The sequence below is a fragment of the Olivibacter sp. XZL3 genome (assembly GCF_004368405.1).
Classification (GTDB): Bacteria; Bacteroidota; Bacteroidia; order Sphingobacteriales; family Sphingobacteriaceae; genus Olivibacter.
This window is the reverse complement of the sequence record NZ_SBJH01000085.1, coordinates 1-25,897: the sequence shown is the minus strand read 5'-3', so window position 1 is coordinate 25,897 and position 25,897 is coordinate 1. Positions and strand designations below refer to the sequence as shown.

General features: G+C 43.3%; 19 protein-coding genes and 1 tRNA gene. 9 read left to right on the top strand and 11 right to left on the bottom strand.

Annotated elements, in window-relative coordinates; genetic code table 11:
* Positions 1–200, bottom strand: a 200-nt coding sequence (locus tag EPX21_RS22965) for a hypothetical protein (RefSeq protein WP_206106102.1), incomplete at its 3' end; no start/stop codon positions are given.
* A 170-nt stretch (positions 201–370) separates the two neighbouring features.
* Entirely contained in the window at positions 371–931 is a 561-nt protein-coding gene (locus EPX21_RS17925; protein ID WP_134091060.1) for a type 1 glutamine amidotransferase domain-containing protein, read from the bottom strand.
* A gap of 492 nt (positions 932–1,423) precedes the next feature.
* Between EPX21_RS17925 and EPX21_RS17920 the strand changes: the two genes are divergently transcribed.
* Complete coding sequence (locus EPX21_RS17920) at positions 1,424–3,079, top strand: murein L,D-transpeptidase (protein WP_134091059.1); 1,656 nt, start codon at positions 1,424–1,426, stop codon at positions 3,077–3,079.
* Between the two features lie 66 nt (positions 3,080–3,145).
* Complete coding sequence (locus tag EPX21_RS17915) at positions 3,146–3,643, top strand: DinB family protein (RefSeq protein ID WP_134091058.1); 498 nt, start codon at positions 3,146–3,148, stop codon at positions 3,641–3,643.
* 85 nt (positions 3,644–3,728) lie between these two features.
* Here EPX21_RS17915 and era read toward each other — a convergent pair whose 3' ends face one another.
* The gene (era, locus tag EPX21_RS17910; protein ID WP_134091057.1) at positions 3,729–4,607 is read right to left on the bottom strand and encodes a GTPase Era; all 879 of its coding nucleotides are present in this window, start codon (positions 4,605–4,607) and stop codon (positions 3,729–3,731) included.
* Positions 4,608–4,722: 115 nt separating this feature from the next.
* Between era and EPX21_RS17905 the strand changes: the two genes are divergently transcribed.
* From EPX21_RS17905 to EPX21_RS17880, 6 genes are all read left to right on the top strand, one after another.
* Positions 4,723–4,795, top strand: a tRNA-Met gene (locus EPX21_RS17905).
* A gap of 181 nt (positions 4,796–4,976) precedes the next feature.
* Positions 4,977–7,205 (top strand): NADP-dependent isocitrate dehydrogenase, encoded by a 2,229-nt coding sequence (locus tag EPX21_RS17900; protein WP_134091056.1) that lies wholly within the window; start codon positions 4,977–4,979, stop codon positions 7,203–7,205.
* 404 nt (positions 7,206–7,609) lie between these two features.
* Entirely contained in the window at positions 7,610–8,452 is an 843-nt protein-coding gene (locus EPX21_RS17895) for a universal stress protein (RefSeq protein WP_134091055.1), read from the top strand.
* A gap of 134 nt (positions 8,453–8,586) precedes the next feature.
* A complete protein-coding gene (locus EPX21_RS17890) occupies positions 8,587–8,847 on the top strand; it encodes a hypothetical protein (protein WP_134091054.1) in 261 nt (86 codons plus the stop codon).
* Positions 8,848–8,985: 138 nt separating this feature from the next.
* Positions 8,986–10,287 carry a ribosome biogenesis GTPase Der gene (gene der, locus EPX21_RS17885; RefSeq protein ID WP_134091053.1) on the top strand — a complete coding sequence of 434 codons (1,302 nt, stop codon included), beginning with the start codon at positions 8,986–8,988 and terminating at the stop codon, positions 10,285–10,287.
* Positions 10,288–10,490: 203 nt separating this feature from the next.
* Positions 10,491–11,531 (top strand): LacI family DNA-binding transcriptional regulator, encoded by a 1,041-nt coding sequence (locus tag EPX21_RS17880; RefSeq protein ID WP_134091052.1) that lies wholly within the window; start codon positions 10,491–10,493, stop codon positions 11,529–11,531.
* Here the strand turns inward: EPX21_RS17880 and nagA are convergent.
* The 8 genes from nagA to EPX21_RS17840 all read right to left on the bottom strand — a co-directional run bounded on the left by nagA (position 11,528) and on the right by EPX21_RS17840 (position 23,928).
* Complete coding sequence (gene nagA, locus EPX21_RS17875; protein WP_134091051.1) at positions 11,528–12,712, bottom strand: N-acetylglucosamine-6-phosphate deacetylase; 1,185 nt, start codon at positions 12,710–12,712, stop codon at positions 11,528–11,530. The two genes, EPX21_RS17880 and nagA, sit on opposite strands and share 4 nt — an antisense overlap.
* A complete protein-coding gene (locus EPX21_RS17870; protein WP_134091050.1) occupies positions 12,691–14,007 on the bottom strand; it encodes a sugar MFS transporter in 1,317 nt (438 codons plus the stop codon). Before EPX21_RS17870 ends, nagA begins: the two co-directional genes overlap by 22 nt.
* Before the next feature lie 20 nt (positions 14,008–14,027).
* Positions 14,028–14,759, bottom strand: a complete 732-nt coding sequence (locus tag EPX21_RS17865) for a glucosamine-6-phosphate deaminase (RefSeq protein WP_134091049.1) — start codon at positions 14,757–14,759, stop codon at positions 14,028–14,030.
* A 31-nt stretch (positions 14,760–14,790) separates the two neighbouring features.
* On the bottom strand, positions 14,791–16,239 hold the full coding sequence (locus tag EPX21_RS17860; protein ID WP_134091048.1) for a Gfo/Idh/MocA family protein: 1,449 nt from the start codon (positions 16,237–16,239) through the stop codon (positions 14,791–14,793).
* Between the two features lie 6 nt (positions 16,240–16,245).
* Positions 16,246–18,252, bottom strand: a complete 2,007-nt coding sequence (locus tag EPX21_RS17855; RefSeq protein ID WP_166670809.1) for a S9 family peptidase — start codon at positions 18,250–18,252, stop codon at positions 16,246–16,248.
* A 57-nt stretch (positions 18,253–18,309) separates the two neighbouring features.
* Positions 18,310–19,863, bottom strand: a complete 1,554-nt coding sequence (locus EPX21_RS17850) for a SusD/RagB family nutrient-binding outer membrane lipoprotein (RefSeq protein ID WP_134091046.1) — start codon at positions 19,861–19,863, stop codon at positions 18,310–18,312.
* A gap of 18 nt (positions 19,864–19,881) precedes the next feature.
* Positions 19,882–22,995: a SusC/RagA family TonB-linked outer membrane protein gene (locus tag EPX21_RS17845; RefSeq protein WP_134091045.1), complete on the bottom strand. Its 3,114-nt coding sequence runs from the start codon at positions 22,993–22,995 to the stop codon at positions 19,882–19,884.
* A gap of 144 nt (positions 22,996–23,139) precedes the next feature.
* Positions 23,140–23,928 (bottom strand): CPBP family intramembrane glutamic endopeptidase, encoded by a 789-nt coding sequence (locus tag EPX21_RS17840; protein WP_134091044.1) that lies wholly within the window; start codon positions 23,926–23,928, stop codon positions 23,140–23,142.
* 625 nt (positions 23,929–24,553) lie between these two features.
* Between EPX21_RS17840 and EPX21_RS22785 the strand changes: the two genes are divergently transcribed.
* Positions 24,554–25,837, top strand: coding sequence for a hypothetical protein (locus tag EPX21_RS22785; protein WP_166670808.1), 1,284 nt, complete (start codon positions 24,554–24,556; stop codon positions 25,835–25,837).
* The last annotated feature ends 60 nt before the right edge of the window (positions 25,838–25,897 follow it).

The window sequence follows — 25,897 nt, the reverse complement described above, 5'->3', positions numbered from 1 at the left end:
GCTTTTTTCTTTTCTCCAAAATATTTTTTAAAATATTTTTTCCTCCCTTTTCCGCTGTCCGCACCCCGCTGCCTTCCCTCTCTCTCACCCGCTCCGCAGCCCTCAAAAAACGACCCCATCTCCGTCAGCGGAATGCCCGCCTCCCTGATGGGACGGCAAAGGTACGCATTATTACCGTATCTGCAAATATCCCGCAGCACTTTCACCAACTATATCCGCATCTCCCTAGAAACCAATGCGTTTTTTTACACCACGCGGAGAAAGTCATAATGGCCAACTGCAGTAGCGTTATAAGCCTTTCGGAAACTTTATTCAGACACTATATTAATTATAGCCATAAACAAAGGGGGCATAAGCCCCCTCTATCCGCTTACGCGTGCTGGCCTTCGTGCTTGCCCTCTGCAAATTCTTCAACAATTTTTGCATTAAAGGCAGGCAAATCTTCCGGCGTCCGACTGGTTACTAATCCTTGATCCGTCACCACCTCACTATCCTCCCATTCCGCACCGGCATTTATTAAGTCTTTCTTAATAGCGGCCACCGAAGTCATCTTCCTACCCTCTACAAGCTCCGCATCAATCAGCGTCTGCGGACCATGACAAATAGCAGCTACAGGTTTCCCAGCAGTAAAAAAGTCCTTAACAAAATTCAGCGCGTCCTGATTTGTTCGTAATTTATCTGGATTTATAACCCCTCCTGGCAATAAGAGTGCGTCATAATCGCTGGCCGACACCTCTTTTAGATTTTTATCAACGGGATAATCTCCTTTCCATTCATCTCCCTCTTTAGCACGCACTGTGCCTTCTTTTGGAGATATAATATGAACGGTTGCTCCGGCCTCAATAAGTGCTTCTTTAGGACTCGTTAATTCCACTTCTTCAAATCCATCCTCTGTTAAAATTGCTACTTTTCTTTCATTTAATGTTCCCATAATACACTATCTTTTAATAAACAATAAAGTATATAGGTTACGATTATTGGCTTCTTTTGTTTAGAGAAATTTCACTTTTAATAATTCGTTAACGCCACAGACCCATATTACGAGAACCGCTTACGAAACCTAGACGCGTGGCCACCGATGCATACCTCGCTGTTTGCTTTTTCTGTCCAGTACCGCATTGATAGCTGGAAAATTTCTTACTTTTATTAGATAAAAAATTTTAAACCCAGATTACGCGTTAGGAATTAAAACGAAAGGGAATGATCCAAACCATGCATGAAATAGGGAATGAGACATACCGGGGTATGGCGAATGAGCTATCGAAATGGATGTAAAGGAGCATTTTATTGCAGTTCATGAGCTAATGCGTATTCTGCGTTAAGAATATGAGATCAAATTTTATTGACAATCTGCTTTAAAGGCAGACTAAAAATTCACTGTTTACAGTAACCATAAATAAAACGCTCGTTTAAACTGCACGATATGAATATGCGCAAACACTCACTTTTCGTATTGCTCTTCCCTCTATTTTGGCTTGGATGTAACCCGAATGCAAAACAGAAAAAAAGAACCCCAACCGATTCGCTGCAAAAACAGGCACTAGAAGATTGGAATAAAACGATACCCGGAAACTTCAGCGAACAAGCCGACTTAAATTTCGACAGCGCACGCCTCGAAACGTTCTTTGAAAAATACAGAGATTTACAACCCTACCGGGAGAACGTAGAGAAATTTTATCAGCAGAGACAGCATACCTTTGCCTGGTTTGATAAAAATGGCCTCATAGAGCAGGCCGGAAATTTAACTGATCGGATGCTCAATCTAAAAGATGAAGGAATTGACCGTGCACTCCCTTATAGCAGGGAACTAGATTCGCTCATAGACACACATAACCAGCATAAAGACACCAAAAGGACTGACGAGGAATTAGAATTTATGTTGACGTCTCAGTACTTTCTTTTTGCCAATATTGCTTGGCAAGGAATGACGGACGATGCCGGCGTAAAGGCAAACGATTGGTTTGTCCCTAAGAAAAAAGTATCTTATGCCGATTATCTTGACAGCATTTTACAACATCCGGTCAATAAAACGGAGGCCGCAATTGAACCAGTGTATCGTCAATATGAGCAGTTGAGAGGATTCTTGAAGAAATATCGGGAATTGGCCTCCAAACATGAGTGGAACAAAATTGTAGCCGACAAAAAAAGCTATAAACCAGGCGACTCATCCTCTGTACTGCTTGAGATTAAGAAAAGACTACTCTTCTTAGGGGATTATAAAGGTGACACCCTCACAAACCGATTTGACAGCGCATTATTTGCGGGCATCAAATCCTTTCAAGCCAGACATGGTTTAACTACCGATGGTACCATCGGAAATGGAACCCTCAGCGAATTGAATGTGCACCCTGAAACGCGCATAAAACAGATTATTGTGAATATGGAACGTAGCCGATGGCTACCTGTAAGTTTGAATAGCGATTATTTAGCAGTCAATATTCCGGAATTTAAGCTACATGTCTACCATGCGGACAGTTTACTCTGGAGCTGTAATGTTGTAGTAGGTAAGGCGGTACACAAAACCGTCATCTTCCATGGCGACATAAAATACGTTGTTTTCAGCCCCTATTGGAACGTACCACCGAGCATCGTCAGGAATGAAATCATGCCCGGAATGCGTAAAGATCGAAATTACCTTGCGAAACACAATATGGAAATTGTAGGTAAAAGTGGCGACCTCCCTACGGTGAGACAAAAACCCGGGCCTAAAAATTCTTTGGGCCTGGTGAAATTTCTATTTCCAAATAGCTATAACATTTATTTGCACGACAGTCCTGCCAAATCACTATACAGTGAAGCCAGTCGAGCTTTTAGTCATGGCTGCATCCGCGTAAGTGAACCCGAAAGACTCGCCAACTTTCTGCTGAAAAATGATTCCACTTGGAATAAAGCGTCCATCCGGGAAGCAATGCATGCAGGAAAAGAAAAATACGTAACCCTGAAAAAAACAGTTCCGGTTTTCATCGCTTATTTCACCGCATTTATCGACAGAGAGGGGAAAATAAATTTTAGGAAAGACATCTATGATAGAGACGACCGCTTAGCAAATATGCTAATCGAAGAAAATAAAATTATTTAGTTCCCCACTGACATACCCTTGTCAGCGAGACCGATTTTATTTGTAGCAAATAAAACCAATACGAATATGGATTTGATACAAGCATTAAAAAAAGAACTAATGAGCGAAGCGGAAACCACGCGAAAATTTCTAACACTTGTTCCGGAAGCGAAATACAATTGGGCACCGCATGAAAAAAGCATGAAAATGAAAGACCTTGCTGTGCATATCGCCGAACTACCATCTTGGATTGCCATGGCGGTAGACATGGGCGAGCTGGATTTTGCGGCCAATGAATATACACCCACTCTTTTTTCTAACAACATAGAACTCAGGGTAATCTTTGAAAAATCGCTTGAACAAGGCGACGAGGCGCTTACACGGGTACATCCTGATGATCTAGAAAAACGATGGGTTTTACGTAATGGCGAAGCTATTTTGTGGGAGGGAACAAAATACGGTATGATCCGACAGGCATTCAGCCAAACCGCTCATCATCGTGCACAATTGGGTGTTTACCTAAGACTTTTAAATATACCGATACCCGGCAGTTATGGCCCGAGTGCGGACGATCAAAAATTTTGACAATAGCACACAAAAAGGAGGCCTTAGAGGGAACGAACGATTTTCTCTGCGGCTCCTTTTTCTTTTGCGTAACCTTTACATGCTACTATTGTTCATAGCCGAAGCTTTTGAGGTAATTCTTTTTGCTTCTCCAGTCAGAGATAACCTTTACAAAAAGTTCAAGAAATACTTTTTTCTGTAGAAACTCCTCTACGTCCTGCCGTGCATAAGTACCGACTTTCTTTATCATACTCCCCGCCTTGCCAATAATAATGTTCTTTTGTGAGTCGCGTTCAACAATAATTTCAGCACTGATTTTCACCAGTTGCTCTTCTTCTTTAAAGGAAGTAATGATAACTTCCGTACTATACGGTATTTCTTTCTCATACAGCTTGAAGATCTTTTCCCTAATCATTTCGGAAACAAAGAAACGTTCGGATTTATCGGTCAATTCGTCTTTCTCATAATAAGGCGGATGAATCGGCAAATGATCGAGCACAAACTGAAAAACAGCCTGAATGTTATGACCTAGCAGCGCCGAGATAGCAAAAACAGCCGCAGGGTTTAAGGTCTTCTCCCAATAATCTACCTTTGCCTTTACCTCTTCCTCGTTTGATTTATCGATTTTGTTTATTAGCACGACAACCGGAGAACTGCTCTTCTGTAATTTCTCGATCACGTCGGTCTCGTCATACTTCTCGTTAATATCCGTAACAAAGAGAATGATATCGGCATCAACCAATGATCCTTGAACAAAATTCATCATGGATTCTTGCAAGCTATAAGCCGGTTTAATGACGCCCGGAGTGTCCGAAAAGATAATTTGGTATTCGTCCTCGTTTACAATCCCCAAAATCCGATGCCTGGTTGTTTGCGCTTTTGGCGTGACAATAGACATCTTTTCGCCTACTAATGAGTTCATTAAGGTTGACTTCCCTGCGTTCGGCTTCCCGACTATGCTTACAAATCCAGCTTTGTGCGACATTTTTTTTAAATTTTATTTGCACAGCAAAGAAACAAAATATATCTTTGCACTCCAATCAAACGGAAACAAATATTGTTTTTCAGCAGTAGAAAAGCAATTCTTGATAAAAATATACTGCGGGGTGGAGCAGTTGGTAGCTCGTCGGGCTCATAACCCGAAGGTCACACGTTCGAGTCGTGTCCCCGCTACTACAGCCGATCGTTCTCGATCGGCTTTTTTTATTCATTTCATTTTCGTTGACCTTAAAAAACAGCCGTAGCATCTCTTTTAAATTGCATAATAAAAGCAATTTATATAAGTTTGTGCTCCGCATCCGTGCGAAGTAGCGCGGACAAACTTTTGTTTCGAAACATAAAATTTAAGTATACTATGTCAAATACATCCAAGATTATCTACACCAAGACCGATGAAGCTCCAGCTTTAGCAACTTATTCATTATTACCTATCGTTAGGGCTTTCACTGCATCATCGGGCATTGATGTAGAGATCAGAGACATTTCATTAGCCGGAAGAATCCTAGCGGTGATGACCGAATTTTTAACCGAAGAACAGAAAGTCTCTGATGCACTCACAGAGTTAGGTGAGTTGGCAACACAACCTGAAGCTAACATCATCAAACTTCCTAATATCAGTGCCTCGGTTCCTCAACTGAAAGCAGCTATCAAAGAGCTACAGGCAAAGGGATATAAGCTGCCGGACTATCCAGAGGAGCCGAAAGACGATCAAGAGAAAGCGATTAAGGAAAAATATGACAGAGTTAAAGGAAGTGCCGTTAATCCGGTGTTACGTGAGGGGAATTCAGACCGCAGAGCGCCTAAGGCGGTAAAAAACTTTGCAAAAAAACACCCGCATAGTATGGGGGCTTGGTCAGCCGATTCTAAATCACATGTTGCGACGATGAGTAGTGGTGATTTTTATCATAATGAAAAATCATTAACCATCAACGAAGAAACGGATGTCAAAATTGTCTTTACCGACAAACAAGGCAATACCTCCGTCCTTAAAGAAAAAACACATCTATTAGCTGGCGAGATTATCGATGCTACCCTCATGAGCAAAAAGGCCTTGCTGTCCTTCTTGGACGAACAGATCGCCGACGCTAAAGCCAAAGGGGTGTTATTCTCTTTACACATGAAAGCGACCATGATGAAGGTTTCCGACCCTATTATTTTTGGTCATGCTGTAAAAGCTTTCTTTAAGGAGGTGTTTGAACAGTACAATGAAGACTTGAAGTCTGTCGGAGCCAATCCGAACAGCGGTCTGGGTGATGTCCTCGCTGCAATAGAAAAACTTCCAAGCGATAAAAAAGACGCCGTAAACAAAGCCATCCAACAAGTCCTATCTACTGGCCCGGCGTTAGCGATGGTCAATTCAGACAAAGGTATCACCAATCTCCACGTACCAAGTGACGTAATTGTCGACGCTTCCATGCCTGCAATGATTAGAAGTTCCGGCCAAATGTGGAATGCGGAAGGCAAGCTTCAAGACACAAAAGCGGTCATTCCAGACAGCAGCTATGCCGGCGTTTACGAAACAACTATCGAGTTTTGCAAGAAAAATGGCGCCTTTGATCCAACCACAATGGGGACGGTTCCGAATGTTGGGCTAATGGCGCAAAAGGCAGAAGAATATGGCTCACATGACAAAACCTTTGAAATTACAGCAGATGGTAAGGTAGAAGTAATTGATGCCGAAGGCCATGTTTTATTACAGCATGAAGTGGAAGCAGGCGATATTTGGAGAATGTGCCAAGTAAAGGATGCTCCGGTCCGCGATTGGGTAAAACTTGCCGTGACCCGTGCTCGCGCTTCAGAAACGCCCGCCGTCTTCTGGTTGGATGAAGAGCGCCCTCATGACGCCGAACTTATCAAAAAAGTGAAGACCTACCTTGCGGAACATGATACCGCTGGTTTAGAAATTCACATCCTCTCGCCTGTAAAAGCGACTGAATTCACTTTGGAGCGCGTTAAAGCAGGTAAAGACACCATTTCTGTAACGGGAAATGTACTACGCGACTATTTAACCGACTTGTTCCCCATACTAGAATTGGGAACCAGCGCTAAAATGCTCTCTATCGTTCCGTTAATGAACGGCGGTGGACTTTTCGAGACTGGTGCCGGTGGTTCAGCACCTAAACATGTTGAACAGTTCTTGGAAGAGGGACACTTACGCTGGGATTCGCTGGGTGAGTTCTTGGCATTGGCCGTATCATTGGAACATCTTGGAACAAATTACAATAACCCAAAAGCCTTAGTGCTTGCTGATACTTTGGATCAAGCAACCGGTAAACTTTTGGATAATCAAAAATCGCCTTCAAGAAAAGTGGGCGAGCTTGATAATCGTGGAAGTCACTTTTACCTTGCCTTATATTGGGCAGAAGCTTTGGCATCGCAAGACAAAGACACCGAATTAAGCGAGCAATTTAGCCCGGTAGCCAAGAAACTGGCAGCGCATGAAGCGAAAATTGTTGAGGAGTTAAATAGCTCACAAGGAACCAAAGTCGACATCGGAGGTTATTACGCACCAGACGATACACTTGCTTCAAAAGCAATGCGACCGAGTTCAGCACTCAACGAAATCGTTGACGCTTTAGTTTAACAAAACTCTTCAAAACTTGCTGAGAGAGGCCGTCTAAAACTTTTTTAGACGGCCTCTCCTTATTTGAAGTATCGCTAGTGCAGCGAAATCTCCACTCGCCCCTCCCTTTGAGTTCTCACATCAACAAGCTTTTATTTTATGATTTTCATTCCGACGAAAACAATCTTCGTTCCCCGTTTGTTAATGTGAAAGTATTTGTAAGGTTTCCCATTAAACCCAGATTACGCGTTAGGAATTAAAACGAAAGGGAATGATCCAAAACAGCAGCTAATGCATATTCTGGGTTAAAGCGCAGCCAACGATGATCTTTTTATATAAAACGCTTGTTTATAGTCGGCAAGTTTAGACCATCAAAGCTGAATACAACAAACGGATCACAGACTCCTAAACAAAAAAACAGACGGATGAAATCTCTCATTATAGCGACGGACTTCTCAGACGCAGCAAATAATGCCGCACAATATGCTACCCACTTAAGCTCCTATCTTTCTATTGACACCGTAATCATCTATCATTCTTATGATAACGAATTATATGTTAATACGGATCTTCCGATCCAACAGACGGAAGAACTTCAAAAGCAGCGAGAAAAAACGCTAAATGCCATAAAAGCACTAGAGACAAAGCTCGCGCAAATCTCTTCAAAACCAGTGAGCTTCAAGGCCGAGTTAAACGATCAGGGGCTCATTTCCGGTATTAAAACATTAATAGCCGAATATCAAGCCGAACTAGTTGTTGTAGGCTCAACCGGGAAAAGTAATTTCGAACAAGTGCTATTCGGAAGCAACGCCATGAGCTTAGCAAAAGAAATTACCATCCCTTTACTTTTGGTGCCAAAATCAGCTACATTTAAGCCTTTAACTAGCGCTGTGCTTGCTTGTGATTTAAAACGCACCGAAGAGACCTTACCTTTGCAAAGCATCCGGCATTTCGTAACCGCTTTAGGATTGAACCTTCATATTATCAATGTTAAGGCCTCCGATTCAGAATTTATAGCAGACACCATACCGGAACAATACAAGCTTCATGAATTACTCGACGATTTAAGTCCAAGCTATGATTATATAGAACACCGTGACGCAGCCACTGCCATCCTACAGTTCGCTCATGAACACCGAATAGATTTAATCATTTCTATTAAAAAGAACTATGGCTTCTTCAAAGACTTGTTCCACAAAAGCATTACTAAAAAACTAGCTTTTAACACCCATACACCGTTATTGCTATTGGACGCGAAAGTCAAATAAGTAAACCATTCGCTCAAAAGCGGGGCAACTGCGTTAAAACAGAGAAAAAACGGTCCAAATCTGTGCATCAAAAACTGCCAAAAGCTGTGTTCTTTTATGAAGCAATATTTGTATTTTAGCACGCAGAACAGATTATGGAAAGCAATCGCATAGCAGATATATTAAACTATAAAGGGCAGTTATTCAGAATTACCTATCAGAATCTCGATTACTATTTTAGGGTAGCGAAGCCTGCAAAAATCACCGCATCTACCAGCGAGATTGAAATTCTGTTGGGCGAAAACACCTATACAATAGAGCGGGAAGGACGCATGTGGATATTCAAAAATGCCGAGCTCGACAACGACTTTGCCAACGCCATCGGGCGACTCATATGCCTTCGATACCGCCTTTAACGATCGCCTTCCTTGACAATATATCCATCATAGCCTCACAATGTCAATCCTTATCCTTAACTTTGCAGCTTATAAGACCTCTCTTAGCTAATTAGCAAGAGACAACAGGTACAACAATTAAGGGATAAAAAAAGTAAAATGTCTAATATCATTGCCATAGTCGGCCGACCAAACGTTGGCAAGTCAACATTGTATAATCGTTTAACCGAAAGCAGAAAAGCAATCGTAGATGACTTCAGCGGCGTAACCCGCGATCGGCATTATGGGCAAGCTGAATGGATCGGAAAAACCTTCACGGTAATCGATACAGGAGGTTATGTACACGGTTCGGAAGACGTGTTTGAAGCGGCTATCCGCGAACAAGTACTTATAGCAATCGAAGAAGCTTCCGTCATTTTGTTCATGGTAGATGTAACCGTCGGTATTACCGATTTAGATGATGACATCGCTCATCTCTTGCGTCGCTCCAACAAGCCCGTTTTTGTTGTTGTTAACAAAGTCGACCACCATCAATTGCATACCGATGCCTCCGTCTTTTACAGCTTGGGCTTAGGAGAAATCTATAACATTTCATCTATGACCGGTTCTGGTACAGGTGAGCTGTTAGATGAGGTGGTCAAACATTTTAATGAAACCGAAGAAGAAGAAAATAGCTTACCAAAGTACGCCATAGTTGGGCGACCAAACGTCGGTAAATCCTCTTTGATCAATGCATTAATAGGCAAAGAACGCAATATAGTAACGCCTATTGCCGGTACAACCCGCGACTCCATACAAATTCACTATAACCAGTTCGGACACGAATTTATGCTAATAGATACCGCTGGATTACGTCGAAAAACGAAAGTGAAAGAAAACATCGAATTTTACTCGGTAATGCGTACCATCAAAGCATTAGAGGAAGCAGATGTTGTAATTTTAATGGTTGACGCCACAGAAGGGATCGAATCGCAAGATGTGAATATTTTCCACCTGGCAGAGAAAAACAAAAAGGGTATTGTATTGCTCATAAACAAATGGGACTTAGTGGATAAGGACCACAAAACCATAAAGAAATTCGAAGAAGAAATAAAGTCTAAAACGGCGCCCTTTACCGACTATCCGATTATATTCACCTCGGTCGTAGAAAAGCAACGAATCTTTAAAGCGGTAGAAGCCGCCTCGAAAGTATACGAAAACAAGTATAAAAAAATCGCAACGTCTAAGCTTAATGACGTGATGCTGCCTATTATTGAAAATTATCCACCGCCGGCTACAAAAGGGAAGTACATTAAAATAAAGTATGTAACCCAAATCACAGGTCGCTCGCCGATGTTTGCTTTCTTCTGCAATCTACCGCAGTATATTAAAGATCCATACAAACGTTTTATTGAAAACAAACTGAGAGAACATTTCGACTTTAGCGGCGTACCCATTCAAATTTTCTTCCGACAGAAATAATTTTTACTTTTTCTTTCACCTCACTAGCTCTACGCTTACCGCAGAGCTAGTGAGGTGCTATCAGTGCGTAAAGGCACCGCAAAAAATTGCATTTGAGCGGGTAAATTCCTACATTTACCGTGCTAACTAATGAAATCATTCTTATCCTAAGGGGGAATTTCCGTATTGTTAAATGTACTCGTAAAGCGACCTATGCAACGCATATGCCAAATTTTGTAACCATAAAGGATATCGCCAAAGCTTTGAACATTTCCGTTTCAACGGTTTCCCGCGCCTTACGTAACACCTTTGATGTTAGTCAGGAAACCCGCAAAAAGGTACAGGATATGGCTGCCGCCCTTAACTATAAGCCTAATTTCAATGCTACAGGACTGGCCAATGGAAGCACGCATAATATCGGCATTGTAATCCCTTTTATTACGAATTACTATTTCTCGACCGTCATTACAGGGATACAGGAAACTGCCTATAAAAACGGCTATAACATCATCCTTTTTGTTACCAATGACAGTCCGGATCGTGAAAACTCAATCTTAATGGATCTTACTTTAAGCAGCTTAGATGGGCTTTTGATTTCCACGTGCTGCGATGACTGCTCAACGCTCCAAGATCTTCAACAAGCCAATATGCCGATTGTCTTTTTTGATCGCGTAAATGACAAAATGAATGTATCGAAGGTAATGCAGGACGATTATAACGGTGCTTATCAGGCTACCTCGCATCTCATAGAGGCAGGCTACACGAAGATTGCCCATCTAGGAGGGCCTAAAGGACAAGTCTTTTCTGAGAGAAGACTTTCTGGCTATCTGGATGCTTTGAAGAGGCACTGCCTGCCTATTCGGGAGGAATGGATACTTTCAACGGGGTTTTCGCAGGAGCACGGGGAACAAGATATGGAAACCTTACTATCTCTGGAAGTAAAACCTAACGCTGTATTTGCTATCAACGACCGCAAAGCTATCGGCGCCTGTGTAACGTTGAAAAAGAAAAACGTGGCGATCGGTGAACAGATTGGCGTTATAGGGTTTACCAATGATCCCACCTCTTCACTTATCTCGCCATCGTTGAGTACAATCGCCGAGCCGGCCTTTGAGATAGGTCGCCAAAGCTGTGAGTTGCTATTAAAACACATTCAAAAAAAGAACCTACCTACTAAAGAACTCGTACTGCCGGGCAAACTCATTATTAGGGAGTCTACCAATCGTAAAAACGTAGTGGACAATAAAATGATCGCGTCCGCCTAGTCGCTTGTCCACACTGTTCTGCCCATAATTATTGTTCTCACTACCTTAAAATCCTTATCCAGAAAAACGATATCAGCATCTTTGCCGGAAACAAGCGACCCCTTCCGCGCCGAAACGCCCATGATCCTAGCCGGAGTAGCACTTAACATCCGGATGGCCTCGCATAAAGGTGCGCCGCCCTTCGACAACATAACACGCAACAATCGATCCGCCGTGGCAATGCTTCCCGCCAAAGAACTTCGGTCGGGCAATTTCGCCACATCATCTTCAATGATGACTGCAATACCCTGATCTTCACCGCCCAGCACGCTGGTCTGCTCTTCTGTACCCGCCGCCCGCATGGCATCAGTAATTAATGCGATCTTTTCGGGACCCTTCACCTTGTAAATAAGCTTCAACAGACCCTCCGGCAAATGCACGCCATCGGCAATAATTTCCACATCTATTTCATCTAATAATAGTGCACTTTCGATCACGCCCGCATACCGTAAGGCATTTCGCCTGCTAACGCCCGACATACCCGAGTAAAGATGCGTTGCCAAGGTATAACCTGCATCTACGGCCTGTAAAACTTCGTCGTAAACTGCATCTGTATGCGCAATAGCGGCCAGTACGCCTTTCTCTCGCAATGTTCTACCAAAATCCAGTGCTCCCTCCCGTTCCGGAGCGGCACTCCATCGGGCAATAAGATCTGCCCGTTTCAATATTTCATGATATTCTTTGGGATCCGGATCTCGGATGTAGCGTGGATCCTGAGCGCCCCGTTGACTCATCGCAAAATATGGCCCTTCCAAATGCATTCCCAGGAATTGAGCGCCCTTATGGTTCTGTTTGAGCGCCTCCTCATAGCAGTCCAACGTTCTGATGAGCTGATCCTGTGTACTAGTTAAGGTCGTTGGCACCATCGCAGTGGTGCCATATTGCGCATGCGTTTTGGCGATTTGCAGAAAAGCCTCGACCTTCCCGTCCATAAAGTCGGCCCCGCCACCACCATGCACATGGATATCAATAAAGCCCGGAGCAATATACGCGCCCTTGGCGTCTATCACACTTGCGTGCCCTACCTCTACGTCATGCGCACTCACCGCTACAATCTTATCGCCCTCTATCACCACAACACCTTGGGGCAATATCCGGTGAGGACCTATAACGTGTCCATTTATAATTTTAATCCGATCCATCGTCTCCATTTATATCCAAAAAATGCGTAGAATATCAAATATACGTAACAGGGTACCAAAATAATATAGGCAAAACGCAAACCATATTGATCGGCCAATATGCCATATCCCAAAGGTAGCAAGGCGTTACCGCACAAGCCCATAATCAAGATGGCACCACCCAATTTAGTGAATTTACCTAAGCCATCTAAAGCTAGTGGCCATATCCCCGCCCATATGAGCGAATTGGCCAGGCCTAACAAAACCACAAACCAGATAGAAATGTCTACCTCATAATGCCAAAAATCGACAGGATGCCTGACACTTATAATCAGTATACTCAACAGTAGTCCTAGCCCCGTACAGCACTTTATTGTAGTTAGCTGACTAACAAATCTGGGGATAAAAACTATTCCCGCCAAATATCCTATGATGGTTGCTGTGAGCGTATAAGATGGGAAATTTTTTGCTTCTACCAGCGATAGCCCCATCCCTCCTGCATAGTTTATGATCGTATCAATCGCTATCACCTGCGTGCCTACATGTAAAAAGATAGCAACCGCACCTAAAACAAGATGAGGAAACTGAAGAATACTGGTTTTTCCAGCGTTTGCCTCCACAGTGTGCTCGTCTTCATATTCCGTATCCAGCTCCGGTAAGGGCGAATAGCGTACCACAATCCCTAATACAAATAACACAGCTCCAACAATACTATATGGCAGGATCACCCGTCGGATCATGGCGTCTAGCGTAACACTGCGTTTGACCTCATCCATATAAGGCAGGGAATCAAACAGCACTTGATCTCCTTCACGCAATAAAGCCGCAGCTAAAATAAGCGGAGCTAATATCCCAGCACCTTTATTGCAAATACCCATTACGCTGATTCGCTGTGCAGCGCTCTCCCTGGGGCCAATCACCGTTATATAAGGGTTCGCTGCCGTCTGTAATATGGACAAACCCGCCCCCAAGCTAAACAGTCCAACTAGAAAAAACAGATAGGTTCTAGTCATAGCTGCGGGCACAAAAATAAGTGCGCCGACAACCATAATCCAGAATCCAATCATCATTCCCCTTTTAAAACCAACTCTTTTTAAAAGATACCCAGCAGGGAGTGAAATCACTAAATAAGAAATATAAAAAGCAAAAGCAACTAAATAAGACTGGAAATGCGTCAACTCACAAGCAATTTTAAAATAGGGAATAAGAAGTGCATTTACCCAAGAGATAAAGCCGAATACAAAAAACAAGGTTCCGATGATAGCGACGGAAAAAATCGTATCCCGTTTACGCAGCTCGTAGCTTCTCACTTTCATATTGTCCGTCTTTAATTCACTCATGTCAATAAAGCAGCGGCGGCTTCATCCAAATAAAAAGTGCAATGGGGATGTGTCTGAAGGATACTGGCTGGGTACTGATTACTCACCTCCCGCTCCAAACTGTCTTTGACCGCTTGGGCCTTCCTTCGATCAGGCACCGAACAGATAATGTGCTTGGATTTACAAATTTGCTTTACCGACATACTGATTGCCTGCTTTGGCACTTCGTCCAGTGCATTAAACCATCCCTCGCCCATCTGCTGCATCCGACATGGTTCGTCAAGATCCACAATAAGGTAAGGTTCTTCAGTATCAAAATCAGCAGGCGGGTCGTTGAAAGCAAGGTGTCCATTCTCACCAATCCCTACCAAAGCGACATCGATGGGGTGCTCCCGAATCAAGGCTGCCAAACGTTGGCATTCTTCTTCTGCATCTCCTTCCCCGTTAATTAGATAAGCAGCTTTCAACGGCTGAACTTTTGCCAGGAACCGCTCCTTTAGATACTTACGAAAGCTTGCCGGATGAGTAAGAGGCATACCGATATATTCATCCAGATGAAACATGGTCACCTTACTCCAATCAATTGACTCTTGTATCAACTGATTAATCGTTTCAAACTGACTCGTCCCGGTAGCTAAAATAATATTTGCTTCTCCGCGCTCACGAATGCACTGATTAATGAGCGTTGCCGCCGCTTTTCCCGCAGCGAGACCCAATTCTTTAGGTCCCTTCGATCGAATAATATTCATATAAAACTGATATTGATTTTTCAAATGACAATTACACCTTTACCCCTGTATTTCCCCCTGTCGATAAGCTGACATCAAGCGGTTTATTGGATTTCCACGCCTTGTTCGTAAAATCGGGTATATCAATCGGCGCGCTTCTATTGGCAACCGACCACTCGCTTAGCGGACCTATTACACTCCACGCCGCCGCATCGTATACATCCATATCCATAGGCAGGCCATTACGAAGGCAATCGATCAAACGCCAATCCATCATAAAATCCATTCCGCCATGGCCTCCGATCTGTTTGGCTAGCGCTCCTATCTTTTTAACAATAGGTGGGGTATACTGCGCTTCAACCTTTTGCATTTCAGCATCTGTGAACCAAGCTTCGTGGCTTGTAGCGATTCTAGCAGGTAAGGGATATTTCTGTGCGGTAGCTTTTGTACCGCTCAGTAAATGAAGGCGTGAGTAAGGTCGCGGGGATGATACATCATGTTGCAACATAATGGTACGTCCCTTGCTAGTTCGGATCGTACTCGTATTCATATTCCCTCTAAAGGGCTTATCCACAAATTGCTGATAAAAAGAATCTTCTTTGGCCAATTTTTCAGCGAGTGGCTCCAGCAAAAAGTCATTAGAGGCCATTGACACCATATAGTCCATACGATCGCCCCGGTTAATATCCATCGCCTGACAAATAGGACCCAATCCGTGCGTAGGATACAAATTACCATTACGTTTACTGTTCTCCTTTAAGCGCCAAAGGTCAAAACGTGCCTCTTTATTAAAAAAACTTGCTAATATATCGTGGATATATGCACCTTCGCCATGTATTAACTCTCCAAAAAAACCTTGTCGCACCATATTCAAGGTGAGCAATTCAAAAAAGTCGTAGCAGCAGTTCTCGAGCATGACGCAATGCTTTTTAGTACGTTCTGATGTCTCTACCAGCTTCCAGCAGTCTTCCACTGTGGTCGCCGCAGGGATCTCCACGGCCACATGCTTACCGTGTTCCATTGCATACACCGCAATAGGCGTATGCAATTCCCATTGGGTAGCAATATAAATCAGATCGAGATCTTCGCGCTCACACAGCTTTCTCCAGTCTTCGGCTCCATTCGTGTACAGCACAGGGTCATGGCCCGGACGCTGAATGCGACCTTTCGCTTCTTTTGCCTTTTCTGAGCGGATATCACCAATAGCCTTTATCTCCACCCCCTCCAGATAGCTCATGCGCTCAACCGCGGCTCCACCCCGATTCCCTACGCCCACAAACCCGACCCGTACGTTATCGATCTTTGGTGCCGCATAGCCCGACATATTGAAGTGCGGTGGATGTTCCTTTTGGGCTTGTACTAAAATATGATCCAGACGGCCACTGCTATCTTTCGACTTTTTAGCTTGTCCTTCGCCACAGCCAGAAAACACAGCCTTTCCGGCCAAACCTAAACCCGCCAACCCCGTATATTTCAGAAAATTTCTACGATTCTTGTTCATAATATGCTAAAGTTTAAAATTCTTGGTTTTAAAAATCACCTCCGATTTACTGCCCAATTGTTTCCGAACAGCATGGTAACTCTTTTCAAATTCCTTCATATGGTGCTTGTCCAGTGGTTTTCCAGACATACTCCTCGCATTAACCATTTCAATGTGAGTATCGCCTAAGGCTAATAATGTAATTACATCACCCCACGCCAAAATATTCGGAACATGAACCGCCATTGTGTAAAAATCGATGCCATCCCGTTGATCGAATAGATAACTGTAAGGACAATCATAAAGGATTAGCTCATCAACGTTATTCCATGCAGAAAAGGCTAAGGCGGCAATAGCCGTTTCTTTATAAGATTGAATGGCTAAGTGGGCAGGCTTTTGCTCCTGAATCCAATTATTCAAGCCCTCTAAATCCGCTTCCCATTCACCAATAACGGTTCGTCCCAGCCAAAGCGCCGATCTAGATAAGGTGTGGAAAGGGGGCAGCTGTCCATCGATTTTTGTTGCCACGGGCGAAGCTTGCTCGCCTGTTCCCCAGAGGTCCAGTAAAATGATATTTTCACCTTTCTTTTTAGCTTGTTCAATGTCGAGCCGAGGGATACTATCCTTCCCGCCGGTATGAATAAACAAACGATAAGCTTGATGTATGCCCGTTGCGGGGTACCATAAAAATGGGATCGCTTGTCCGGATGAGGTATACAAAACCATTCTGTTCCATCCGTCCTCCTTACCTAACCTGTCAACCCGGGCTATTGTCCTCGCCTCTCTTTCTCCTATAATATTCTTTAAGCTGTCGGCCATACGTCCCGATGCGTTACCATCTCTTCCTTTAAGAGCGCCTTGTAGCATTATGCCTTCCGACTTGCAAAATGTCGCCGTTGTTGCTACCTCCGCTTCCCGCTCCTTATTAGGATAAGTGGCCAACTGCAATGCCGGCACGGGAGCAACCCTTGGGCCTGAGCGGTCCTGCCCGTTTCCTATCCCTTTTAACTGAAGATCAAACCACCCGAGCATGGCGTCCCGCATCTCAGGCCAATACCCATGTCCGGTTTCAAAACGCCGATAAGTAATTTGATCCTTCGCGCCCATGACTTCAAAAATTAACTGTGCATTTTTAAAGCTCCTCAACATTTCTCGAGGCACAAAAGACGGGTTGGTGTCTTGATTTGCACTGAATATATTCAGTGCCCTCGGCGCAATAAGTCCCAGCACGGCAGCCTCTTCGGTAAAAACCAATCCATTTGGCAGTAGCTCGCAAACACAATTACTATTGAAAATATACGACTGAAAGGTGCCTACGCTCACTACCGGAATTGCAGCCTTTATCCGCTGATCCATCGCAGCCAACCACATCGTCTGATTTCCGCCTCCACTTGCACCCGTCGCCCCGATTCTTGTTGCATCAACCTCCTTTAATGAACAGAGTAAATCTACCGCTCGAATATTATCGGTGAGCTGCATACCTAAAAGTGTTGTACCGATATTAAATAGTGAGGCGCCGAGGTTGGCTCCATGGTACTCCTGTTCCGTGCCCGTACAGCGTTCTCCAGCTCCCCAGGCGTCAATAGTAAGGGCAACGTAGCCCGATTTCACCAAGGTTTGTGCTACCGATTGAAAAATCTCAGCTCTACGCGCATCGGGCCAGTGCCCGTGGGTAACCAGCACGGCAGGAAAAGGCCCTTTTCCATCAGGAAAATAGAGATTGGCAGTGGCGTAAATGCCTGGCCGAGTTTGAAACCGGATATTTTTAACCTCGTAACCGAGACCTTTAGAAGACCCGGTCTCGCGCAGTTCTAAAGCAAGATCGGCAAACCGCCGTAGGCCGGCGTGTTCTTCCACCTGTTTCCGTAATAAAGCGCTTTGTTCCACCCACGCCTGTTTACTTGCTGGAACAGTATGTTTCCGGAAGGCTTTTGCAGCCAGTTCCCTATAGTGCTCTGCGATAAAGTCAGGTTGCTCTTCACTTTCTAATACTTTCGGCAAGCGGTCTTGCGCTTTTACTATCGAGACTCCCATAAGAAGCGATAAAATAATGTAAAGATGCTTTACACCCATGTTATAAGTTCTATCAAGTTAATCTACATCCCACCACACTCTTGTTGCTGCGTTATCTGGACCGCCCAACAATTTCCTCCCTTCCTCCAAAGCTGCTCCGTTGGTTGAAATTTCTACGGAAGAATAAGGCAACCGCTTAATAAATGTACCGACCGGCAAATCAGCATTATCAGATTGTAGCAAGGGATACATCGTTGGCTGACCGGTACGCCGGAATTCTGCCCAAGCCTCTATCCCATCTGGAAATAGTGCCAACCATTTCTGGGTCGCAATCTGCGCGCGTTGCACAGTCTCCGATCCTGCCCAACGAACAGGAATATTGCTTACTGGCGGAGAATTTGTTTCATCGCCGGGCGCAACGGGCAAAGCATCGCTATTAATATAAGTACGAGCCCTTGCTTGATCAATGCCCCATTGTTCCAAGCTCAATTCTATACCTTTCTCATAAAATTCCTGTGCGCTGCCTCCGCCCATATCCCATCCATTCAACACCCCCTCTGCCCGTAAGAAATAGGCCTCCGCAGCCGCCATTACTTCTTGCCGCCCGTCCAAATGAGCCTCCCAAGCGGAGCCATCACTATTCCGCTCTACCCATTTTGTGCCTAAATTGGAGGTTTGATTCGGACGATTTCCCGGTAAGTTAACAGCGGTAGCAGAAGATCCGTTACGTAAACCTTTAAATTCTCCTGTGGCCACTGCAGGCTGAAAATATATCGACAGCCGGGGATCTTGATATCCTTTTAAATAAGACGCCATCGTAGAACTCATACTAAATTCATTGTTTGCTGCATTGAATGCCAAACCATTGGCGTCATCACCGTTTAACGAACGTTCAATTGTTGCACTTTGGCTGTTATCAGTCATTACACCGGCAGCTACGGCCGCTTCTGCTTCTTGCTTTGCCCTATTAGGGTCTACAGCCGATATCCGCAAAGCCATACGCAACCTAAGCGTGTTGGCAAAGCTGATCCATTTGCTTACATCGCCTCCGTAAATCAAGTCCTGACTACCGAATACATTATTGATCGCATTCGCTTTCAGGTTGGTTACAGCAGAATCCAAACACTTGAACAGGTCATCATAAATCGCCTCCTGCGAATCATAAGGGATACTACTTTCTGTACTCCCCGCCTTAAAATAGGGCACAGGACCATACTGATCCGTATAACGATGGAAAGTGTATGCCTTCATAATGTTCGCCAGGGCATATTCGCTAGAGGTGGTTTCCGTATTATCGAAGATAGCCTGTAGCTGGGGCATCGTTAATACGTAAGTAATAATGGCCGGACGGGATAACCATGTATCGTTTAATGCGTAACGATCGGTAGTGAAGCTTGTTGTTGTCAATGCATAATATTGCGCATACAGATCAGGCATTAAAATTGAAATCGTCTGATAATAGGGCCTATGAATCGTTGCGGCCGATTGCGCTCTGGAAAACATAAAAGGAAGTTCTCTCAAACCTGCTTCTGTCAGTTTTGAAGGATTTGTATTGATCTCCTCAAAATCACTGGTACATGCGCCCATTAACAATACCGCTGGCAATAGGATATATATAAGAAATGTTTTCATAATACAATTTGCAAAAGATTAAAACGATAAGTTGACATTGAAACCAAAACTGCGTGTTGACGGCAAAATACCGCTTTCAATACCTTGAAAATTACTGGTGCCAATCGCCACCTCCGGATCAACCGGTAGCGTTCGTTTTCCTATTCCCGGTATATCCAACTTCGACTTTCCTCTATAGAAAAAGAGTAAATTCCGTCCGGTGAGCGAAAAACGGGCAGTTTTTATTGGACTGTTTTTGACACTTAATGTATATCCGACTGATAATTCACGCAATCTGAAATTAGTAGCATCATAGGCAAAAAACTCACCGTAGGCATTGGTACCCCCTTGAGAAACCTGTGTCCATAGCTGTTCAGCAGAGATTGTCACATCGTTGGGTCTTCCATCGGGAAGGATGCCGGGGAGTAATAGGCCGCCGTCCCGATAAGGCATCGTATAGTCGGCTAACCCAAAATACCCAAGCATCGCGTCGGTACCGGAAATGATGGTTCCGCCTACCCGACCATCCACCATGAAAGAAAAATTAAAGTTCTTATAGTCCACTTGGTTTAACCAACTCAAGGTGTAATCGGGATTAAAATTGCCGATATGCTGCAACTGCTGGACAACCGGAAGACCGTTATTGTTGATTTGATATTGTCCATCAGCATTTTGAGCCCACTTGAACCCATAAATATCACCATAAGAACCGCCAGGTTTAATCAACAAACTTCCAAAATTAGTTGAGGGCGATATACTTGCTTGCTCGATACCCGGCAACAACGATATTACCCTATTTCGGTTTAAGGCAAAATTCACCGTGGTATTCCAATTTAAGGCTCCTTTTTTTATCGGATTTCCGGTTAACATTATCTCGAGACCTTTATTTTCAATATCACCTACATTTACGTATTGGTTATTATAGCCCGAAGGTTGCGGCAGGCCTATAAAAATTAATTGATTAACCGTATTCGTTTTATAGACGGACGCATCTAGTCCTAAGCGCCCGTCGAAGAAGCGCCATTCTGTTCCAAGTTCCCAAGCTTTCGTTTTTTCCGGCTTCAGGTCATTGATATATTTGATCTGGTCACGTGCTACAAAGCCGTCACCCGCACCCGGACTGTAGGTGTATGTTTGCTGCAACAGGTAGGGATCCGCATCGTTTCCTACTTGCGTATAAGCGGCTCTCACTTTCCCATAGCTTACCCAAGAAGGCAAATTGAGCATTTCAGAGAGCAATCCCGACAGCCCAAACGAAGGATAAAAATAGCTATGTGATGCGGGCAATGTGGAAGACCAATCGTTTCTCGCCGTCACATCTAAAAATAGCTGTTCCTTATAATTCAATTCGACACTTCCATAAACCGATTGGATTTCCTTCCTTGCGACGATATTAGCGAAAGTGGGCGTACTAGCGAAGTTAAGATCGAACATATTTGGAATGCGTAAGCCATTTGCTAAAGACTGTGTATTGAAACCGCTATTATTGAGCAAAGCCGCTCCAAGATTATAGTTGATGCCAAAATCTGCTCCAACCTTGTTCATCCCGGACAACAAAAAATCGATGTTCCGCTCCCATCGGTTTACGTTATTCTCTTGGTAGCGCCCTCCGGCCAAAGTAGGAATAGGTAAAGTACCTTGATAAAAGGCCCCGGTAATTTTATCATCATAGCGATCCAGACTATAGCGTCCCTGCGCAAAAAGCCAATCAGTGAGCTGGTACTTTACCGAACCAACCAGCATAATACGATTGCGTTCCTCATTTAAAGACATTCGGTAAACATCCCAATACGGATTTTGGAAAAACGAGCTATTGGTCCAATAATTTGGCTGCGGCTGCAGGGTTTCTTCATTAATGGTCTCGAACTGCTTTAATTCGGCTGACGACAAATCTCTCGGCATAATTAACGCTTCGTTAGTTACTCCATTATCTCCCAGCCTTGGCTTATTCTTGATTTTTTGGTTGAGATACGTAATCTTTAAATCAGTAGTCAAACCGGGCAAAATTTCATTATTAAGTCTTAAGTTGAGGGTGTTACGGTCTAACTGGTTCTCGGGCACTATACCTTTGATAAGGTTATTGGTATAAGAAGCATATCCCTGCATTTTGGCGGTACCTCCGGATATGTTAACCGAATTATTAAGCGTCGTTCCCGTATTGTAAAAATTCCGTACATTATCAGGAAAAGTAGTAGCAGGAGCTCCCCAACTGCCGGCTGCATCCTCTCCCCTTTCCCCACCATTACCACGTCCATATGTGTTTTGAAAATCCATCAACAACAGCGGTTGATCAGCGGTGATTCCTCCACTATAGTTTAAACTTACAGCGCCATCTTTACCTTTTTTAGTGGTAATCATCAATGCGCCATTTGCAGCACGGCTTCCGTATAATGCTGCAGCGGCGGGACCTTTAAGTACCGTAATTGATTCCACATCTTCCGGATTAATGCTTGCTCCGCCATCACTTCCCGAATAACCACTGCTTAAGCTTTTTTGCTGCGTAGCTACGGTATTTGCCGACCCGCCCCCGCCCTGCTCGGTGGTCATGGTATTATCGATCGGCACACCATCCACTACGATGAGCGCATTATTATTTCCGCTGATCGATCGGTTACCCCTTAGCACTACCCTTACGGCCCCGCCGGGACCGGTAGCTGCCGGCGTTACAACCGCTCCCGCCACTTTGCCATTTAAGCTGTTCATCACATTGCCACCGGGATCTTTTACAGTCGTTAAATCGCTGTTTTTTAATTCCTGCGTAGCATAGGTTAGGGATTTCGTTTGCCGTTCTATACCCAAGGCGGTCACAACTACCTCGTTTAATTGCGCCGCGGCTTCCGCCAATGATACGTGGAGTACACGTTCGCCAGCTACTCTCACTTCCTTCGTTTCATATCCTACGGCCGTGAATATCAATACGTCGCCCGCTTTTGCCTTGATGGCGAAACGTCCATTGGTATCAGTCGACGTACCTTGCTGTGATCCTTGGATATAAACACTGACACCCGGAATAGGTGCTTTTTCGGATAGGCTGTTAACGACACCACTGATTTCCTGCTGCTCTTGAGCATAATTCCTCAAGGGTAGATAAAGTAATGTCATGAGCACCAAACATCGGGTCATGTGCATGCAAAAGGGCAAATTTATTTTCATAACTTCTCACTTAGGGTTGGTAATCAAAAGGGTTAAGTTCCTTTTCTATACCAAATCACTGGGAAAATTAGCTGATAAGCAAAAATAGAAGGAGAAATCAGCGAGAACGTTATCGAAAAAAAAGAAGGGTTCTGGCAATGCGAACTAGCTATCGTTATTAGAGTTAACTAGTTTATTACTATATACTCTAAAAGTAAAATATAGATAATATAGCGATCCTAAGAATATAGTCAATAAAACAGTGCCTATCCAAAAATTATTGGACATAAGAAAGTCATTCAAACTTTCAATCGTTACATATTGTTTAAAAATAACGAATCTCATACCAAAGGCGACAAGATTTACAGCGACATGCATGATTACGCAGTATAATAGATTTTTAGTTTGGGAATATATCCAGCCGATAAATAAACTAAACAAAAAGGTTCCGATCAATGAAACGTGCAATACCGTAAAGAGCACTGAAGCTACTAAGATTCCAACTACAGGGGAATATCGTTCAGATAAACCGCGTTGAATTACTCCACGGAAAACGATTTCTTCGAATATAGGCGCAACTAACACCACATAACTAAAGCTAAAAATATCAATTTGGCTTTCTAAAATATCAGCACCTATATCTGAAACTGTAGCTTCGTCAAAAAAGCTGAACTCTTGTATAGGTAAATTCGAGATGCAAACCACTCCTAAAACGCTTGCAACAAGCGGGTTTATGTTTACTCTTTTTAGTGAAAACTCCAATTTTTCCATATAATTCTTTCTGATCATAAGCAGCAAGAACAAAAACAACAAGCAACACTTAAAGAAGCCGATTAACATCATTGCAAGGCTAATATCTTCTATAGGCGAAAAAATCCTTTTCCCAAAAGCGTGAACAATTGCAATTATTGCTACTAAAAAAAATGACTGAAGTATATTAGGATAAGCATTCATCTACTTTTCTTTTAAAATTTCCGGAAATCTATTTTGATGACTGTCCATAGTATGTAGGAATTTAAATGATTATAGTTATTGGCGCTGCTACACCGCTTGCATCCGTATTACCCTTTGTCCGATTCCTATTAATGGTCTTGCTTCTATATTTTGAACAGACAAGACCAACTTTTCACTATATCCTTTGATTTTCCTCAGCAACTCGCTCCATTAGGAAATCGCTTATAAAACCCAACAGGATTATCCATTATCTCCCCTCTAATCTATGGATTTTAGACCGTTCCAACAATAATCATCATTAAAATCATCTTTTTGTGTAAGAAAAACATAGTTTCGTGTAAAAAACTACTCACTTTAATTCTATTACTATAACTTCACATTGACAAATGACTTAAACTATAAAAGACTATTTAAACCGAGATCTAACAGCGGTTAACATAGAGAGCAGTCACTTAGTCACTACTCTGTTTATGTTGTTTAAATATACTATAAATTAATCATTCTTGTTTTAGTATGAACTATATGACAGTACGCCTCTTGATCATTTATCACCACTATATACATCCCGGGGCAGGTTAGCTTTAGAGGGATTAGTTGTTGAATTTTTAACTTATTTTTTATTTACATGAGAGAAAAAAACCTTTTTAATGGCCTTCGGGGCACAAACATCTTGCTTTTTTTATTCATATTGTCTTTGTTGGTTTACAGCTGCAAAAAGCAAATAGAATCTTCGAGCGTGGGTGTTCAACAAAATCTGACGGAACAGGCTATAGCAACTTATAAAAAAACCGTCAATCAAATCGCAAAAGGAGAAACAAAAATAGCTAGCTTAACGAGAACAGGAAGCGGTGAAGCTAAATTTACAGAATCAAACTTTTATTCCGAACTTCTTAAAAAGTCATCGTTAGACTGGAAAAATGCAAGCGTAAAAGAAACCAGGGTAGGACCGGCATTACGGGTTCCAATTGTATATCCCCGCAATACAACGCTCACTATAAACGACGCTGCGAGGAGATATAAGCTCGACGAGGTATCCTACGCTTTGTTTTATAAAGATTCAAAAGAAACGATGCATCTCGAGGTAGTAACGAGCATTCCTGATAACGATTTTTTTGAGAATCCAATTAAAAATATAAGCACATTTAGCGGCATACTGATTATTAGAGATTGGACAGGAAAAATAATGAGACAGTACCGATATGTTAAAAACCATCAACTTTTGAAGGAAGATGAAACAATGGGAACACGCTCCTTTACTACGCAAAGCTGTCATACCATATGTGCGGGCCCATTCGATCAAGATACTGAAGGAGAAGCCGTATGTACCACAAACTGTGGTGGCGGTGACGGCGGGGGAGGGGGATATCCGCCTCCTACGAATCCAGGGGATCCTGGAGATGGTGGTGGCGGTGGGGGCGGTGGATCAGGGGGCGAAGATGACACCAGTGATAACCCCGGTCCCGACGACGAGATAGAGACCCCAATAGAAAAAAACCCCTGCACAACAGCCAAAAGGCTTAACAACTATCCGTTAAGAGGAAAGGTAGCCGATTTAAAAAATAGTACAAGTGGCAACGTCGAAAAGGGATTTATGTTTTCGATAAACGATCTAACGAACCCGCCTCATTATCCAACGCATGATGTCTCAGGTAATCCGGATCAACCGTACATAGACATCACCGCATCGCCATCAAATCCCATTGATGGATTTGTTCACTCTCATTATAATGGTCTTCTTCCCATTTTCTCTGCGGGCGATATCGTAGCATTGACGGAGCTATATAAACAGGGAGCTATTAATGATGCTACTAATTTTACGTTTGCCTTGGTGACCGCTGACGGTGTTTATAATCTTGGGGTGTCTGATTTACATAAATTTCATACTTTTGCTCAGAGCTGTCCAAAATAAATTTTCGAGACAAAAAACAGGGGTTTCAACGGTCTAAAAAGCAATCCTAAAGCTTTTTAT